Here is a 16,971-nt window from a genome sequence, read left to right on the forward strand (position 1 = left end):
ACGCATGCAGGTATTTGAAACACCAATACCTCACGGCTGTTTTTGTGATTTTACGATCGCGCCCCTGCTTTCTAGAGTCGGCCTCTACAAGGCATCGCCCTTACCGGTGCAGCCATACAAGAACAACGCCTGGAGGATGAACATGAGTACCCCGGTTTCCCTGGAAGATAAGTACGTACAACACAGTGGACATGTACTGCTCACGGGGATTCAGGCGCTAGTGCGCCTGCCCCTGATGCAACGGCTACGCGATCAGGCCAACGGTCTGAATACCGCCGGGTTCATTTCCGGATATCGCGGCTCGCCGCTAGGGGGACTCGATCAGGCCCTGTGGAAAGCACGTGACTACCTCAAAGCACACCACACAGTGTTCCACCCTGGTATGAACGAAGACCTTGCCGCAACCTCGATCTGGGGTACGCAGCAGGTCAATTTGTTCGAAGGTGCCATGTATGATGGCGTATTCGGCATGTGGTACGGCAAGGGCCCCGGCGTAGACCGTTGCGGTGATGTTTTCCGCCACGCGAACGCAGCTGGCACATCAAAATTTGGGGGTGTATTGGCCATTGCAGGCGATGACCATGGCGCCCGCTCCTCTTCCCTTCCCCACCAGACCGAGCACATTTTCAAGGCAGTGATGATGCCGGTGTTGGCGCCCTCCGGCGTACAGGAGTACCTCGACTATGGCATGCATGGTTGGGCCATGTCGCGCTACTCAGGCTGCTGGGTCGCCCTCAAGGCTGTGGCGGACACTGTTGAAAGCGCGGCCGTCGTCGATATCGACATTCATCGCGTACAGCCTGTAATCCCGACCATTGCGTTGCCTGAAGGGGGTCTGAACATCCGCTGGCCCGACCCACCACTGGCCCAGGAACAGCGCCTGCTGGAGCATAAGCTGTATGCCGCCCTGGCGTATGCCCGAGCCAACCGCCTCGATCGCATTGTCATGGATTCGCCGAATGCACGAATTGGCATTGTCACTTCGGGAAAGTCCTATCTCGACGTATGCCAGGCCCTGCGTATCCTTGGGATCGACGAAACACAAGCGCAAAAAATCGGTCTGCGCCTTTACAAGGTCGGCATGGTCTGGCCGCTGGAAGCTGAAGGTGTGCGACAGTTCGCCGAAGGTCTGGAAGAGATTGTGGTGGTGGAAGAAAAGCGCCACATGATCGAGTACCAACTCAAGGAAGAGCTCTACAACTGGCGTGAGGACGTACGTCCGCGTATCGTTGGCAAGTTCGACGACAAGGGTGAATGGAGCCTGCCGCACACCGATTGGCTGCTGCCGGCTATAAATGACCTGACGCCGGCGATGATCGCACGAGCCCTGGCCAAGCGAATCCTGCGCCTGCACCCAGGCGGTTCGCTTCAAATGCGCCTAGCCCTTTTGGAAGCGCAGCTGGCGTGCAAAGGCCAGTTCAGCAACCTGATGGAACGCGTGCCGCACTACTGCTCTGGCTGTCCGCACAACACCTCGACCAAGGTGCCGCAAGGTAGCCGCGCGCTGGCCGGTATCGGCTGCCATTACATGGCCGCCTGGATCTACCCGCAAACCCAAACTTTCAGCCAAATGGGTGGCGAAGGTGTGGCCTGGATCGGCCAAGCGCCGTTTACCACCACCCAACACGTCTTCGCCAACTTGGGTGACGGTACTTACTTCCACTCCGGTATTCTCGCTATTCGTGCCGCCATCGCGGCAAAGGCGCAAATTACCTACAAGATTCTCTACAACGATGCCGTTGCCATGACAGGCGGGCAGCCAGTGGACGGCAGCCTCAGCGTGGCACAAATCAGCCGCCAACTGGCTGCAGAGGGCGTTCAGCGCTTAGTGGTGGTCAGTGACGATGTTGAGAAGTACAAGGGCACTGATGATCTGGCCCAAAGTGTCCCGGTAGTACGCCGCGACAAGATGGACGAGGTCCAGGAGCAATTGCGCCAGTTCCAGGGAGTGTCGGCAATCATCTATGACCAGACCTGCGCAGCGGAGAAGCGCAGGCGTCGAAAGCGCGGCAAGTTCCCCGACCCGGCACGTCGAGTGGTGATCAACGAAGCGGTATGTGAAGGCTGTGGCGACTGCAGCAGCAAGTCCAACTGCATGTCGGTGGTGGCGGTGGACACAGAGTACGGCCGCAAGCGCGAGATCGACCAATCTTCGTGCAACAAGGACTTCACTTGCCTGAACGGCTTTTGCCCAAGCTTTGTCACCGTCGAAGGCGGAACGCTGCGCAAGCCACAGGCCCTGGCAGCCAAGGCCGACGATGACTGGGACTTGCCCGCTCCGTCGGTCGTCGCCCTCGAAGAGCCATACAGCATTCTGGTGACCGGTGTGGGCGGCACTGGTGTAGTAACCATAGGTGCCTTACTGGGCATGGCGGCATTTATCGAAGGTAAGGGAACGCTTAACCTCGACATGGCTGGCATGGCACAAAAAGGCGGCGCCGTCTGGTCCCACATTCGCATCGCTGCCCGCCAGGATCAGTTGTTCGCCCCGCGGATCGCCGAAGGTGAAGCAGCCTTGTTGTTGGGTTGCGATCTGGTTGTCAGTGCCAACACCGAAACGTTATCCAAGTTGCGCCAAGGTGTGACGCACGCTCTGGTCAACAGCGAGCAAAGCATTACCAGTGCGTTCGTGCGTACCTTTGCTCTGCAGGCGCAAAGCGGTGATCTGGCCAGCCACCCTGACCCGCAATTCCATACGCAAGGCATGTCAGCGCAAATAGCCGAAACCGTTGGCGCAGCGCGGGCGGACTTTGTCGACGCAAGCAAAATTGCCACGACTCTGATGGGCGATTCAATCGCTACAAATACCTTCATGCTGGGCTATGCCTATCAGAAAGGCTGGTTGCCGGTCGGCGAAGAGGCGCTGGAACAGGCCATCGAGTTGAATGGCACCGCGGTAGCCTTCAACCTGGCAGCCTTCGCCTGGGGCCGACGCAGTGCCCACGATTTGCCACGGGTACTTAGCATTGTGGAAGCCGGCAAAAAGCAAAGCGCCGACCGCATACTTTCGCAAAACCTGGAAGAAATGGTTAAGCGGCGTATGAGCGTCCTGACGCAATATCAGAATAAAGCCTATGCCCAGCGTTACCGGCAACGCGTAGAGCAGTTTATGGAGGCCGAAACTCGGCTGCTGGGCCAGCCGGACGAGCTGTCCAAAAGCGTTGCCCGCCACTACTTCAAGGTCCTGGCAATCAAAGATGAATACGAAGTAGCCCGACTGTTCAGCAACGGCGACTTTCTGACAAAGATCCAGTCAACGTTCGAAGGCAACTACCGCCTGCGTTTCCACCTGGCACCGCCGCTGCTCAACGATAACAGCATTAGCAAAGAACCCAAAAAACGCTGCTACGGGCCTTGGATGCTGCAAGGCTTCAAGCTGCTGGCCAAACTCAAGATACTGCGCAACAGCTGGCTCGATCCGTTCGGCCATACCCATGAGCGCAGGGTCGAGCGTAACTGGTTGCGTAACTATGAAAGCATTCTGGATGAAGTGTTCGCAGGCCTGCGCAGCGACAACCTGCAACTAGCCCGCGAGCTGCTGGAGCTGCCAAACAGCGTGCGCGGTTACGGGCCAGTGAAAGAGCGCTTTCTACATCATGCCCACCAGCGTCAAGCGCTGTTACTGGAGCAATGGCGTAATGGCTCGACTGCACAGTTTCACGACGCCAGCCAAGCCACCGACAAAATTTCTATAATTCAACTCTAAACAGGGACAACAATGAACGAGGAACTGACCCGAAACTATCGCGAAATTCTGCAGGGCATTGGCGAAAACCCGCAGCGCGAGGGCTTGTTGGACACTCCAAGACGCGCCGCTAAAGCCATGCAGTACCTGTGCCATGGCTATCAGCAAAGCCTTGAGCAGATCGTCAACGGCGCACTGTTCGACTCGGACAACGACGAGATGGTCATCGTCCGTGATATCGAATTGTATTCGCTGTGCGAGCACCACCTGTTGCCGTTCATTGGCAAGGCGCACGTTGCCTATATCCCCACAGGCAAAGTGCTGGGGCTGTCGAAAGTGGCGCGTATAGTCGATATGTTTGCTCGCAGACTGCAGATTCAGGAAAACCTGACCCGCCAGGTTGCCGAAGCGATTGCCCAAGTTACCCATGCCGCCGGTGTGGCGGTAGTGATCGAGGCGAAACATATGTGCATGATGATGCGCGGTGTGGAAAAGCAAAACTCGGTAATGAGCACCTCGGTCATGCTCGGATGCATGCGCGACTCGTATAACACTCGCCAAGAGTTCCTACAACTGATTCGTAACCGTTAGCTCTCACTGATTTTGTGGGGAGCGGCGCATGCGCCGCTCCCCACAAAAACAGATTTAGAAGCGGAAGCGACTCACCGCCAGGCTCAGTTCCTCCGAAAACTCACGCAGTGATACCACCGCTCCAGAAACTTGACGTGTAATCGCATCTCCTTCCCCAGCCATACGGGCAATGTGCTCGATGTGCTCCGCGATCCCTCGCCCGCCCTCGCTTTGCACACTCACCGCATCAGCGATCTGGTCTACACCTTTAGTCGAGTTCCCAACTAGGTCCGCAGCTTGCTGCAAAGTGCTCTCCAGTTCGCTCAATAGCCTGCCACTGTCATCCAGTGCCACAGTGCCTGCATGCAGAGCGTCGCCAACCGCCTCGGACTGGCCTTCAAGGTTAACTGTCAAATCATTGATTGAATTGGCCGCTTGAGCCGAGCGTTGCGCTAACTGACGCACTTCATCTGCTACCACACTGAAGCCGCGCCCACTTTCACCTGCCCGCGCCGCCTCGATCGCCGCATTGAGCGCCAGCAAGTTGGTTTGTGCAGAGAGATCCTTGACCTGGGTGATACTGGCGGTAATCGCCGAGGTGCTTTCGACAAAAGCACCTACCGAGCCGCGAATCGCTAAGAATGCCAGCCGTACGCTGTCGATGTTTTCGAGTAGACGCGACAGCGCCAAGTGTCCGTCCTGCGTGCCTCGCAAGCTAGCCTCGGCCGAACCTCGCAGGCTCTGGGCATGGTTGGAGATGGCGGCAATACTGGCGCTCATCTGCTCGATGGTCATCGATACTACCCCAACCGCACCGGTCTGTGCTGAGGAGCTCTCGGCCACCTGCGCCGAGGCGCCTACCAGCGTCTCAGCCGATGCACTGACCGAGGCGGCTACCACGGCAACCTGACGCATCGCCTGCTGGAAACTGTCAATTAGTTCATTGAACGCCTGCGCAGTGTGAGCGATCTCGTCGCCACCGATCAAGCGCACTCGGTACGTCAGATCACCGTCTCGCAACCTGATCGATGCCTGCTCGATTTCCCGGATGGGGCGCAAGATCTGCCCTCGTAACAAAAGACTGACCAGCAATGCCAGAACACTGGCGGCCAGTGACACCACTATTAGCATCTTTGACACCTGACGCTGCGAAGCATCGGCCGCGGCAAACGCATTAGAAGTCAGTTGCGCTTGCATCGCTAATAGGCGGTTGAACTTCGCTTGCAAGCCGTCGCTGTCGGCGCGTATCCGTCCTAACAACGAAGTAGCCTGAGTCTGATCTTTTAAGGCTGTACGCTGAAATTCATCCAGACCCTGGGTAACAACAGCAGCCTGTTCCTGCACCGCTTGATAGAGTGCTTTTTCGTCGTCACCCAAGCGTGTCTCACGAGCCCCATTGGCAAGGCCGGCACGCATATCGTCGACACTAGATCGTATGTCCTCGAAGTAGGACTCCAGTTCCTCCTGTGCCGTACTCCCACCTGATTCAAGTATGCGTGAGCCCGTGGCATAGGCACCTACAATCGCCGCCTGCAAGGCAGTCGTAGTGTCCAAAACCTGTCGATATTGCTGAAAGCGCAACTGTTGAATTTCTTTGATCACTGCCTGCTGCCTAGCCAGCCCGTAATAGGCCATAGTGGAGACAAACAGTAAGCCAAGCACGAACAAGATGGGCAACACTAGAAGCTTAGCGCCTATGGAGCATTTCTGTGCAAAGAGCATGAGCAATGACCGTTCTTCTTGTAATGATGAGGCCTATAGCTTGGCAATTTATAGGAAAAAATTCTATATCGAATACCAGATTCTCCATTTAGAATTACAATGACCATCGTCTCTGTACAGGTGGTTGCCTGGCTCTTCACCAGCTCAGCAGCATCCATATAGACTCCACTAGCCTCGGACCAAAGGTACAGGCTGTGATCCGACTTTTCTTGCAAGACTGAACTGAACCGGTTTCTTTAGACATTCGCCAAGTTCAATCATCACTTGCTGAATTGGCTTGCGGTCCCATTCGACCAGTGGCGTGTTTAACATCTGTGCTTTGAGGTTTCGCGATCGACATAACCTTAGTCCTACCTCCTGCTGGCGCCAAACCCTCGCTGACGCCCTCCGTAGGACTTCGTAGCCATCTTGCACAGGTAGCTAGCTCTATAGAACAGCCCTGGCAATTCATCGACCTTGCCACGACGGATTTCTCGGTCGACTCGATATTCAGCATTCTCGGGGATGTGCACCCGCCCTCTCACCTGCTCGATCGATACCCCCAAAGCACCAGCCCAAGACTCTTCCATACGGCTGATCATGTTCACCCTCTCGGAACCCAGACGCCCTACCGTGTAATAAGCATCACGGTTCAACAAAATCAGCACGTGGTAATGGGGCCTACCGCGTTGTGGAACCTCTCTACACCAGACGTATCGCACTTTGCAGTCGCGAACGTAGCCACGCTCACCCACCTTCCTCTGGTGATAGTGGATCTTCTTCGTGAAGGACTCGAAAAACCGACTGATCACCTGATTCGTATAGGCGTAGTCAGGTAGATCAATGCCCTGAGGTAACCGGAGATCCACTCTGAATGCCAACAGCCTCGGATATTCAGCCAAGGCTAGCTCGATGGTGCGTTTGAGGTCCGACAGATATTCCCGGATGAAAGGCCCCTTGTCGACCATCAGGGGTAGGCCTTCGAAGGTCTCGTCGTAATGCAGACGGAGGTTGGAATTGTCGGGATGGCGGAGTGGGTAACGCTGGGCGGTATGGTTATAGGTGCGGTTATCATCGAACATGGTTATGAGCTCTCAGGATTGGAGTGTCATAACCACTGCCTAGTGTGTGATTTTTTAACCGTTATATCGCCTGGCCTGGACACTCTCAACTGGACGCTCGGTCACGTAGCGTATCCGTGATGGTAGGAACCTGGCCTGTCGTGGCGAACTGATTTAGTTGAACGGCTGGTTGAGGAGCCGTCACAGATAATCGCTCCCCATCCGTATGCTGGGTCTCAGTGATGCCCATCCACTAAGGGGTTAGGCGAAAGCCTTCGGGTAGTGATAGCTAGTAAAAGCATACTACCCGCACCGCAGCTGAAAGCTCCGACTGGCTCGGGAAAATCCAACCAGCTCTCCAAGCCACAGCGACGTTTTCTCCAAAAATGTATTCCGGACAAAAACCAGAGCCAGTGCCATGGTGGCCAGTGCCTAACCAGCGCCTGCCGGAACGATGGGAGCAACATCGCTCCGGCTTTCTGAAGATCGTCGACCCGCCCAGAATCAGACTGCTGGCATAAGCGCCATGACCAGCCGTAGCCAGTCATGGCGCAGATGATCATTTCTAGCTAGCCACACTCAGATGGCCGGTGGCACGCAATCGTGCTCCCTCAGCCAGGTCACGATCCTCGATCCGTGCCAAGATCCAGTCGTGCACCTCGCTTTCGACCCAGCCAACACAGCGGTCGCCCAGCGAGACCGGCTTCGGGAAGGTGCCTTCCGAAATGTACTTGTAGATGGTCGACCGGGCCAGGCCAGTCGAGTCGATTACTTCTTTCAGGCGGATGATCCTCATGAACGGGCTCCTCGTATTCGTTCAGAGGATTGGCGGGGGTAGTAAAATTTGAACTACTTCATCAGCAACCGCTTGGCCGGGTAAGATGCAAGCCCGTAGTGAATCCGCGTAACCAAGTCCATATCAGCCTCTCCACTGTACGACTCGGGGTTAACGACACCGGGCCTTTCCTCCAGCAACACCGTGCACTCGGATAGCCACTCCGGAGGTGGCCGCAATAGCACCGTAATGATCGAATATCCTGTGCCGTGTAAAACCGGCAGTATGCTCAAGCCTCCCGAATCGAACTCAATCCAATCTGCCTGCCCGAATCTTGACCTGTAATCCCGAGCAATCTTGAGCACTTCGCCGTGAAAATAGCTGATGACAGCTTTCCACTCCTTGTCGACATCGTCCTGGCCACCTTCGGGCATGGATGACTTTCGCAAGGCTCCCTCGATCCTTTCTCGAACCCAGCCACCGTCGACAAAACCTGTAGCTCCGAGCTCACGCCAGTGACGAGCAAGCAATTCGGATGCATATTGCAGGAGCATGAATTGAAGAAGCCTGAACACCACTCCCCTCTGTCCAACAAGAAAGCGGATCACAGCCGAGGGTGTTTCAGTTCGAACTTCGCTGCCATGTTTGCTTACGCGAAGAACATCTCTCCATAGGCTTTCCTCATGTGAGACACGCCTCTCATCTTCCCAGCCCAGTCGGTGCACCACGACCGCACAGTTTCGCTTCAATCCAAAAGCTGGATGGTTCAGGTTGAGAAAATAGGAACTCGAGATCTTCCCAGCCCTGAAAACCGAGCTTGATGCTCCCGGCACGTAGGTACGAATCAGCCCCACTGCCAGCAACCGCTTGAGCCGATGTTTCAAACTCTCGGCATCGAGCCCCGTGAGTCGGATTAACTCCAGATTGCTTACCCCGGTCACCTGCCCGAAGCTATCAGCACGCACCAATAACGTTCCCAGCAGCAATCGGTTGGATGCACTCAAGCGACCGCGGGCGCCTGGGGGCGCCGGCCTTCCAACCTTGCTCAGCGCTGCACTATTCGATTCAGTCTTGGACACTGCCCCCAGCATCTCTACTGTCAGATCGTCTCCAGAGAACAGTCGCTCAAGGAGTTTGGCGTGTGCCCCATATGAGCTTTTCTTTTCCGCCAGCAGCGCAACCTCTGCGGCAGCGATCCGGTAAGTGACTGCTGGTCGCCCCCGGCCCACCCCTCTCGACAGTCGGCATATCGCACCGCAAGAAACGAGCTCGACGAGGGCGCCGCTCACCATCCGCTCCGAGACATGGAGCCATTTGGCCATTGCCTTAGCATTGCCGGGAATCGTGTCAGCACCATCGCGCAAAGCACGGCAAGCCATTGCTTCCAGCAGAAACCTTGCCTCTACCCCACAACCCGTCAGACTCACGCTCATGCAGTCGATAATCAGCAAAGCTTAAATCCTTCGACAAATAAAGAACAGTTTATACACCCTGTAAAAAATTACATAAATAAATATACGACAAACGCATAACGTTACCGTAACGCGACAAAAACCATTGCAGGATGCCCATGACAGGATTACAAAGAAGACATCCAGACAGAGGGTGGAATGGTGACTGAGGACAACACGAATTGGCTGCGCCAAAACGAGTGGGAGTGGGCGGAAGCCTATTTGCGCAAGCGCGCCCCCAGAGACATCTTCCTGGGTCGATTCGACAACCCGGGCTACGCCAGGACGACACAGATCATCAAGGATATCGAACAGACCACGGAAGGAATAAAACTGATCGAGCGCTTGAAGAACGCTCTACGACAGCGTAGATACCGCTCGCCGATCAACGGCAGGAAGGCATGCACCTTCTCCCTCCCGACCAAGACCGTGACGAGGCTCCGCCACCTGGCCAACAAGCACGATCAACCGGAAACCTCGATAGTCGCTGCCCTCATCGATGGCCTGTACGCCATGACCAAGACGCAGCAGGCGCGGGAAGAGCAGTTGAAGAAAACTGCCCAAATCGAGCGACAAATAGCCAACCAAGCGAAGTCCCTCCTCAAGGCCCAGCTGGAAGAGGCTATGAAGCACCTGGAACGCCAAGTCGAGCTTGTCGTCATGTGGGAACTGTCTTTGGAGGCAGCTCAACCTCCTTTCGAAGGTGATGAAACGCAAGCGCGACTCGAGGTAGAGAAAAGGATGAAGGGCGTTCAAAGAGAACTTCGCATCATTGCAACCAAGCACGCGCTTACTAGTGAAAGGCTGATCTGACCTTTTGCACCGCCCACCCGATCACAAATGGGTAGATATAGCCTATTAAGCTGTGCTGAACCCAGCGATGGCTTTTATAGATGACCGCCTGCTTGCAGCTAATGAGAGAGGCTTTCAACCAACCATCCAGGAATGTCCCTCACCCCATGTAAAACACGCCATTCATCGACATGGTCGACGCGCTCAACGTAGAACATCAGATAGGGATAGCGCCTCCGCGGCCAGTAGAGCAACCTTGATAAATTCAGCTCATTAACGTACAGAGGCATGCCCGAGGCCGGGTGGCGGCTGATGTGGATATAGGCATTTTCCAGGGCATCGATAAAACCGAGTGCAACCTGCTCCGCCTGCTCACCAAGGTAATAGCTGATAACGTCTTCTACGTCTTGGTTGGCAAGAGCCCAAAGAAATGACGGGCTTGGCCCTCACCCTTGAGTCTTAACAACCTTGGCGCGTAGAGATTCGAAATAGTCACCATCCGCAGGAGCAATTGGGCCTGATTCAGCGCCAGCCAGTAGCAAGCCTCGCAGATGCTGCCGATCCTGGTCCTTGCGAATCAGCTCTCGCAAATATTCACTACCGGTGCTGTAGCCTCGCTGACTGATCTGATCATCGAAAAAGGGCTTGAGAGCATCTGGCAGAGTCCGTGCTTGACAAAATTTGCCAAATCATAACCCTCCAGCCGTGCCTCGCCAGGCACTCGACTCGATAAATTATACAAAACCGCCATCACAGGCATTTTCTTCAAGTGGGTACAAACATGGGTAGAAAAATCATCACACACAAAAAAGCCCCGTTTTCAGGGGCTTTAATGAGAAATTTGGCGGAAGCGTAGAGATTCGAACTCTAGGATAGTTGCCCATCGACGGTTTTCAAGACCGTTGCCTTAAACCACTCGGCCACGCTTCCAGCTCGTTTTGCGGCCGCCATCATACCGTAATGAAACACGCTGTCAAACTCTCTGTGTCGCGGGTTGCAGGAGCTCTGATAGACTCCTAGCATCTGAACGTTCGAAACCACAGGTTTACCAAGGAGTGTCGCCATGCGCGAACAGGATTACGCCGTACACCACGGCCAGCAGGTCGAGCAGCAGGAGATCAGCAAGGTCCTGCGCAACACGTACAGCCTGCTGGCGCTTACCCTCGCCTTCAGCGGTGTCATGGCTTTCGTTGCCCAGCAGATGCGTGTCGGCTACCCGAACGTGTTCGTGGTGCTGATCGGCTTCTACGGGCTGTTCTTCCTTACCAATAAACTGCGTGATTCCGCCTGGGGCCTGGTGTCCACCTTCGCCCTCACCGGCTTCATGGGCTTCATTCTCGGCCCAATCCTCAACCGTTACCTGGGCATGGCCGGTGGCGCTGAAGTGGTCAGCTCGGCATTCGCCATGACTGCGCTGGTATTTGGTGGTCTGTCGGCCTATGTGCTGATTACCCGCAAGGACATGAGCTTCCTCAGCGGCTTCATCACTGCTGGCTTCTTTGTTCTGCTGGGCGCTGTCGTGGCCAGCTTCTTCTTCCAGATCAGCGGCCTGCAGCTGGCGATCAGCGCTGGTTTCGTGCTGTTCTCGTCGGTGTGCATCCTGTTCCAGACCAGCGCGATCATTCATGGTGGCGAGCGCAACTACATCATGGCGACCATCAGCTTGTATGTTTCGATCTACAACCTGTTCGTCAGCCTGCTGCAGCTGTTTGGCATCATGGGTCGTGATGACTGATTGACTGGTGTAAGAGAAAGCCCGCCTCGGCGGGCTTTTTTGCACCCAGTGAATTGACTTAAAAGTCAGCTTATTGGATGCATACCCGCCGATCATGCCGCTATCGTGCTTTTCTCTACCGTAATCTTCCGTCACCCCGTAGAATGCGCTCCTTTTTTCTTCCGGGGCAGCTTTCAGCAATGAGCTCACACGAACACAGCCCAGGCGCAGCGGCGCCTGCCAATGAACTGGTGCTTGGCCTTGAGGACAAGCCACGGCTGTTGATCGGCCTGCTGGCAGCCCTGCAGCACCTGCTGGCGATCATTGTGCCGATCGTTACCCCTGGCCTGCTGATCTGCCAGGCGCTGGGCGTTTCGGCACGTGATACCAACCTGATCGTTTCCATGTCGCTGGTGATCTCCGGTATTGCCACCTTCGTCCAGTGCAAACGCTTCGGCCCATTTGGCGCCGGGCTGCTGATCGTTCAGGGCACCAGCTTCAATTTCGTAGGCCCGCTGATTGCCGGCGGCGCGCTGATGGTCAAGCAAGGCACGCCCGTTGAAGGGGTGATGGCGGCCATTTTTGGTGTGGTGATTGCGGGCTCGTTCGTCGAGATGGGGGTGTCGCGCATTCTGCCCTTCGTCAAACGCCTGATCACCCCGCTGGTGACGGGCATCGTCGTGCTGATGATCGGCCTGACCTTGATCAAGGTAGGCCTGATAAGCATGGGTGGCGGCTTTGGTGCCATGGCCAACGGCACCTTCGCCAATGGCGAAAACCTGCTGCTGTCGGGCGTGGTGCTGGCGATTATCGTGATCCTTAACCGCATTCCCGTGGTGTGGATGCGCAGTTGTGCCATCGTCATCGCCCTGGCGGTCGGCTACGCGCTGGCCGGCTACATGGGCCGCCTGGACTTCACCGGCATGCACGAGGCCGCGCTGTTCCAGGTGCCGACGCCGCTGCACTTCGGCCTGAGCTTTTCCTGGGCGCTGTTCATTCCGATGCTGGTGATTTACCTGGTCACTTCGCTGGAAGCCATTGGTGACGTGACCGCCACCAGCAAGGTGTCGCGCCAGCCGGTCGAAGGGCCGGTATGGATGCAGCGGATCAAGGGCGGTGTACTGGTCAACGGCGCCAACTCGCTGCTGGCCGGCTTGTTCAACACCTTCCCTAGTTCGATCTTTGCCCAGAACAACGGGGTAATTCAGCTGACCGGGATTGCCAGCCGCCATATCGGTATGTGGATTGCCGTGATGCTGGTGCTGCTGGGGCTGTTCCCCAGCGTTGCCGGGGTGATCCAGGCGGTGCCAGAGCCGGTGCTGGGTGGCGCGGCCATGGTGATGTTCGGGGCGGTTGCGGCTTCGGGCATCAACATTCTGGCCAGCACCCGGCTGGATCGTCGCGCGCTGCTGATCATTGCCGTGTCGTTGGCACTGGGCCTGGGTGTGGCGCAGGTGCCGGAGTTCCTGGCGCACATGCCGGCGGCGATTCGCAATGTGCTGGAGTCGGGTGTGGCCACCGGGGGGATCTGTGCCCTGGTGCTGAACTGGTTCTTGCCGGAAAGCAAGGAACAGGCGTAAGTCTGGTGTCTACCTGTTAGGGCCATGGGGGCTGCCATGCAGCCCATTGCGACACAAGGCCGCTCCTGCAAGGGATCGCACAGGCCTGGGGAATCAATAGAAGCCCGCGCCGCTTGCACAAGCGGGCGCGGGCTTTTTTGCTTTATCATGGCAGCATTCCTTTGCATGAGTTATCCATGAAATTCGCTATCGCGGTGTTCTCCCCGGCCCATGCGCCCTCCTCGCGGCGTGCCTTGCGCTATGCCGAGGCAGTGCTGGCCGGCGGGCATGAGATTGCCCGGCTGTTCTTCTATCAGGACGGGGTGCACAGTGCCTCGGCCAACGTGGTCACCCCCCAGGACGAACTGGACGTGGCTGGCCAGTGGCGTACCTTTATCGAGACCCACCAGTTGGACGCCGTGGTGTGCATCGCCGCTGCCCTGCGCCGTGGCGTGCTCGATGAAGCCGAAGCCAACCGTTACCAGCGCCCGGCCGTGAACCTGCCCAAACCTTGGGAACTGTCGGGGCTTGGTCAACTGCATGAAGCGGCGCAGGTTGCTGACCGCCTTGTCTGCTTCGGAGGCGATTGAAATGGCTAAATCCATGTTGATCATCAGCCGCCAGGCCCCGTGGAACGGCCCATCGGCCCGTGAGGCACTGGACATCGCCCTGGCCGGCGGGGCATTCGACCTGCCGCTGGGCATGCTGTTTCTGGACGACGGCGTGTTCCAGCTCGCTCCCGGCCAGCAACCCACCGAGGTGCAACAGAAGAACCTGGCCGCTAACCTGCAAGCGCTGCCGATGTTCGGTGTAGAGGAACTGTTCGCTTGCAACCACAGCCTCACCCGCCGCGGCCTGGCAGCCGATACCCTGGCACTGCCGGTGCAAGTGCTCGATGACGCGGCCTTGTCCGCGCTGATCGCCCGTTTCGACCAGGTGATAACACTTTGATGACGACCCTGCATGTAATTGCCCACTCCCCGTTTGGCGACGAGCGCCTGGCCAGCTGCCTGCGCCTGCTCGGAGCCGACGACGCGCTGCTACTGTGCGGCGATGCGGTGTATGCCCTGCGCTGCGGCAGCGAGCCGCACCGCCAGCTGCAAGGTGCCGGCCTAGCCACACGCCTGTTCGCCCTGAACGAAGACCTGCAAGCCCGCGCCATCGACAACGAACTGGCCAAAGCCGTGGACTACGCCGGGTTCGTCGAACTGTCGCTTCACTACGACAAGGTCAATAGCTGGCTATGAGTACCCTCACCGTTGGCGATCAAGCGATCGCCCTGGACAAGGACGGCTTCCTGGTCGACCTGCAAGACTGGTCCCACGCTGCTGCCGAGGCCTTGGCCGAACGCGAAGGCATCCTGCTGACGGCGGACCACTGGGAGATCCTCGAACTGTTGCGCCAGTTCTACCAGGAATTCCAGCTGTCCCCGGCCACGCGCCCGCTGATCAAGTACACGGCGCTGAAACTGGGCCCGGACAAGGGCAACAGCCCGCACCTGAACCGCCTGTTCAACGGCACCCCCGCCAAACTCGCCGCCAAGCTGGCGGGCCTGCCCAAGCCGACCAACTGCATATGACCGACCCTCGTCCGCTCACCCTGGAAACTCCCGCCGAACACCCGTTCGCCGAATTCGTGCGCATTCTCGGCAAAGGCAAGCGCGGTGCGCGCGGCCTGACCCGCGAAGAAGCCCGTGCTGCCATGACCCTGCTGCTGGAAGGCAAGGTCGAAGACACTCAGCTGGGCGCCTTCCTCATGCTGCTGCGGCACAAGGAAGAAAGCGCCGAAGAACTGGCCGGCTTCACCGAGGCCCTGCGCACCCACCTGCAGGCGCCGCGCATCGCCGTGGACCTGGACTGGCCCACTTACGCCGGCAAGAAGCGCCACCTGCCCTGGTACCTGTTGGCTGCCAAGTGCCTGGCCAACAATGGCGTGCGCATCCTGATGCACGGCGGTGGCGCGCACACCGCCGGGCGCATGTACAGCGAACAGTTGCTCGAACGGTTGCAGATCCCGCTGTGCCGCGATTGGGATGCAGTCGACAACGCACTGGACCAGCACCAGTTGGCGTTCTTCCCGCTGCACGATTGGGCGCCGCAATTGCAGCGCATGATCGACCTGCGCAACACCTTGGGCCTGCGCTCACCGATCCACTCGCTGGCCCGAGTGCTCAACCCGCTGGGTGCGCGCTGTGGCCTGCAAAGCATCTTCCATCCCGGCTATCAGGCCGTGCACCGCGAGGCTAGCCGGCTGCTGGGCGATCATGCCGTGGTGATCAAGGGCGACGGTGGCGAGATCGAGGTCAACCCTGATGTCATCAGCCACCTCTACGGCACCACGGCGGGCGAAGCGTGGGACGAAGAGTGGCCAGCGCTGAGCGAGCGCCGACATGTCAAACCGCCCAGCCTGCAGGCCGAACAGTTGCTGGCGTTCTGGCGTGGCGAGATTGAAGACAGCTATGGCGAGAAGGCCGTCATCGCCACCATGGCCCTGGCATTGCGGGGCTTAGGGCGGGACCGCGAACAAGCGTTTGCGACAGCTCAAGGCTATTGGAACACGCGAAACCGATCGATTTAACCGATCGTATCACCCCGATCTTTGCGCTATTTGTTCGAACGATTTGGCCTAGACTGGGCTCCAACGACAAATCACTTTGTACCGAGGAGCTCACTCATGGGCCTTTTGATCGACGGCCGCTGGCATGACCAGTGGTATGAAAACGGCAAGGACGGTACGTTCAAACGCGAAAACGCCCAACGCCGCAATCAACTCCCCGCCCCCGAAGCCGGCCGTTACCACCTGTACGTCTCGCTGGCCTGCCCATGGGCTCATCGCACCCTGATCTTGCGCGCCCTCAAAGGCCTTGAGCCATTGATCGATGTGTCGGTGGTCAGTTGGCTGATGCAAGACCATGGCTGGACCTTCGACCAGCAGCAAGGCTCCAGCGGCGACCACCTTGGCGCCCTGCAGTATCTGCACCAGCGCTATACCCAGGATGACCCGCATTACACCGGCCGGGTGACCGTGCCTGTCCTGTGGGACAAGAAAGAGCAGCGCATCGTCAACAACGAATCGTCGGAGATCATCCGTATCTTCAACAGCGCGTTCAACGAGCTGACTGGCAACACCCTGGATTTGTACCCCGAACCACTGCGACCGGTCATCGAGGCGCTGAACGAGCGCATTTATCCGGCGGTGAACAACGGCGTTTACCGGGCAGGCTTTGCCACCACGCAAGACGCCTACGAAGCGGCGTTTGATGATGTGTTCAACGAACTGGATTACCTGGAAGACTTGCTAAGCCGCAATCGCTACCTGGCGGGCGAGTACCTGACTGAGGCCGATGTACGCCTGTTCACCACGCTTGTGCGCTTCGATGCGGTGTACCACGGGCACTTCAAGTGCAACCTGCGGCGCCTGAGCGACTACCACAACCTGTCGAACTGGCTGCGCGAGCTGTACCAGTGGCCAGGGGTAGCGGCCACTGTGGATATGGAGCATATACAGAAGCACTACTACATGAGCCACAAGACCATCAACCCGAACGGGATAGTGCCTAAAGGGCCTTTGCAGGACTTTGGCGCGCCGCATGATCGGGAGCGGTTGGCGGGCAAGGGGATTTGGCAGGTTTGAGAAAGCCGGGGCTGCTTTGCAGCCCCAGCA

General features: G+C 57.6%; 17 protein-coding genes, 1 tRNA gene and 1 pseudogene. 11 read left to right on the plus strand and 8 right to left on the minus strand.

Annotated features, from left to right (window positions below; genetic code table 11):
* The first annotated feature begins 142 nt into the window (after nucleotides 1-142).
* A complete protein-coding gene (locus tag APH42_RS09060; RefSeq protein ID WP_060493177.1) occupies nucleotides 143-3,706 on the plus strand; it encodes an indolepyruvate ferredoxin oxidoreductase family protein in 3,564 nt (1,187 codons plus the stop codon).
* A 12-nt stretch (nucleotides 3,707-3,718) separates the two neighbouring features.
* Nucleotides 3,719-4,276, plus strand: a complete 558-nt coding sequence (gene folE / locus APH42_RS09065; RefSeq protein WP_046785888.1) for a GTP cyclohydrolase I FolE — start codon at nucleotides 3,719-3,721, stop codon at nucleotides 4,274-4,276.
* Between the two features lie 54 nt (nucleotides 4,277-4,330).
* Here folE and APH42_RS30810 read toward each other — a convergent pair whose 3' ends face one another.
* The 5 genes and pseudogenes from APH42_RS30810 to APH42_RS09085 all read right to left on the minus strand — a co-directional run bounded on the left by APH42_RS30810 (nucleotide 4,331) and on the right by APH42_RS09085 (nucleotide 9,243).
* Nucleotides 4,331-5,170 carry a methyl-accepting chemotaxis protein gene (locus tag APH42_RS30810; RefSeq protein ID WP_371919290.1) on the minus strand — a complete coding sequence of 280 codons (840 nt, stop codon included), beginning with the start codon at nucleotides 5,168-5,170 and terminating at the stop codon, nucleotides 4,331-4,333.
* 18 nt (nucleotides 5,171-5,188) lie between these two features.
* Nucleotides 5,189-5,977 (minus strand): annotated as a pseudogene (locus tag APH42_RS30815) (HAMP domain-containing protein); the annotation flags it as partial.
* 350 nt (nucleotides 5,978-6,327) lie between these two features.
* On the minus strand, nucleotides 6,328-7,038 hold the full coding sequence (locus APH42_RS09075) for an inovirus Gp2 family protein (RefSeq protein WP_060493178.1): 711 nt from the start codon (nucleotides 7,036-7,038) through the stop codon (nucleotides 6,328-6,330).
* Nucleotides 7,039-7,582: 544 nt separating this feature from the next.
* The gene (locus APH42_RS09080) at nucleotides 7,583-7,813 is read right to left on the minus strand and encodes an AlpA family transcriptional regulator (RefSeq protein ID WP_060493179.1); all 231 of its coding nucleotides are present in this window, start codon (nucleotides 7,811-7,813) and stop codon (nucleotides 7,583-7,585) included.
* 53 nt (nucleotides 7,814-7,866) lie between these two features.
* Nucleotides 7,867-9,243, minus strand: a complete 1,377-nt coding sequence (locus tag APH42_RS09085; protein ID WP_060493180.1) for a hypothetical protein — start codon at nucleotides 9,241-9,243, stop codon at nucleotides 7,867-7,869.
* A 159-nt stretch (nucleotides 9,244-9,402) separates the two neighbouring features.
* Between APH42_RS09085 and APH42_RS09090 the strand changes: the two genes are divergently transcribed.
* Nucleotides 9,403-10,056, plus strand: a complete 654-nt coding sequence (locus APH42_RS09090) for a hypothetical protein (RefSeq protein ID WP_060493181.1) — start codon at nucleotides 9,403-9,405, stop codon at nucleotides 10,054-10,056.
* A gap of 98 nt (nucleotides 10,057-10,154) precedes the next feature.
* Here the strand turns inward: APH42_RS09090 and APH42_RS29105 are convergent, their stop codons facing one another.
* From APH42_RS29105 to APH42_RS09095, 3 genes are all read right to left on the minus strand, one after another.
* Nucleotides 10,155-10,427, minus strand: a complete 273-nt coding sequence (locus APH42_RS29105) for a type II toxin-antitoxin system RelE/ParE family toxin (RefSeq protein ID WP_082421385.1) — start codon at nucleotides 10,425-10,427, stop codon at nucleotides 10,155-10,157.
* Between the two features lie 54 nt (nucleotides 10,428-10,481).
* Nucleotides 10,482-10,697: an addiction module antitoxin gene (locus tag APH42_RS30430; protein WP_082421386.1), complete on the minus strand. Its 216-nt coding sequence runs from the start codon at nucleotides 10,695-10,697 to the stop codon at nucleotides 10,482-10,484.
* Between the two features lie 180 nt (nucleotides 10,698-10,877).
* Nucleotides 10,878-10,965, minus strand: a tRNA-Ser gene (locus APH42_RS09095).
* Nucleotides 10,966-11,098: 133 nt separating this feature from the next.
* On the opposite strand from APH42_RS09095, the gene APH42_RS09100 reads away from it, so the two are divergent.
* The 8 genes from APH42_RS09100 to APH42_RS09135 all read left to right on the plus strand — a co-directional run bounded on the left by APH42_RS09100 (nucleotide 11,099) and on the right by APH42_RS09135 (nucleotide 16,941).
* A complete protein-coding gene (locus tag APH42_RS09100) occupies nucleotides 11,099-11,770 on the plus strand; it encodes a Bax inhibitor-1/YccA family protein (RefSeq protein ID WP_003251184.1) in 672 nt (223 codons plus the stop codon).
* 179 nt (nucleotides 11,771-11,949) lie between these two features.
* Entirely contained in the window at nucleotides 11,950-13,329 is a 1,380-nt protein-coding gene (locus APH42_RS09105) for a nucleobase:cation symporter-2 family protein (protein WP_012273201.1), read from the plus strand.
* Between the two features lie 176 nt (nucleotides 13,330-13,505).
* Entirely contained in the window at nucleotides 13,506-13,898 is a 393-nt protein-coding gene (tusD, locus tag APH42_RS09110) for a sulfurtransferase complex subunit TusD (protein ID WP_060493182.1), read from the plus strand.
* A 1-nt stretch (nucleotide 13,899) separates the two neighbouring features.
* A complete protein-coding gene (tusC, locus tag APH42_RS09115; RefSeq protein ID WP_060493183.1) occupies nucleotides 13,900-14,259 on the plus strand; it encodes a sulfurtransferase complex subunit TusC in 360 nt (119 codons plus the stop codon).
* On the plus strand, nucleotides 14,259-14,555 hold the full coding sequence (gene tusB, locus APH42_RS09120) for a sulfurtransferase complex subunit TusB (RefSeq protein ID WP_012273204.1): 297 nt from the start codon (nucleotides 14,259-14,261) through the stop codon (nucleotides 14,553-14,555). Before tusC ends, tusB begins: the two co-directional genes overlap by 1 nt.
* Complete coding sequence (locus tag APH42_RS09125) at nucleotides 14,552-14,887, plus strand: TusE/DsrC/DsvC family sulfur relay protein (RefSeq protein WP_012273205.1); 336 nt, start codon at nucleotides 14,552-14,554, stop codon at nucleotides 14,885-14,887. The genes tusB and APH42_RS09125 overlap by 4 nt, the downstream gene beginning before the upstream one ends.
* Nucleotides 14,884-15,885, plus strand: a complete 1,002-nt coding sequence (locus APH42_RS09130) for a glycosyl transferase family protein (RefSeq protein ID WP_060493184.1) — start codon at nucleotides 14,884-14,886, stop codon at nucleotides 15,883-15,885. The genes APH42_RS09125 and APH42_RS09130 overlap by 4 nt, the downstream gene beginning before the upstream one ends.
* A 96-nt stretch (nucleotides 15,886-15,981) precedes the next feature.
* Nucleotides 15,982-16,941 (plus strand): glutathione S-transferase family protein, encoded by a 960-nt coding sequence (locus APH42_RS09135; RefSeq protein WP_060493185.1) that lies wholly within the window; start codon nucleotides 15,982-15,984, stop codon nucleotides 16,939-16,941.
* Nucleotides 16,942-16,971 lie beyond the last annotated feature (30 nt).

This window comes from Pseudomonas sp. NBRC 111140 (assembly GCF_001320885.1).
Taxonomy (GTDB): Bacteria; Pseudomonadota; Gammaproteobacteria; order Pseudomonadales; family Pseudomonadaceae; genus Aquipseudomonas; species Aquipseudomonas putida_P.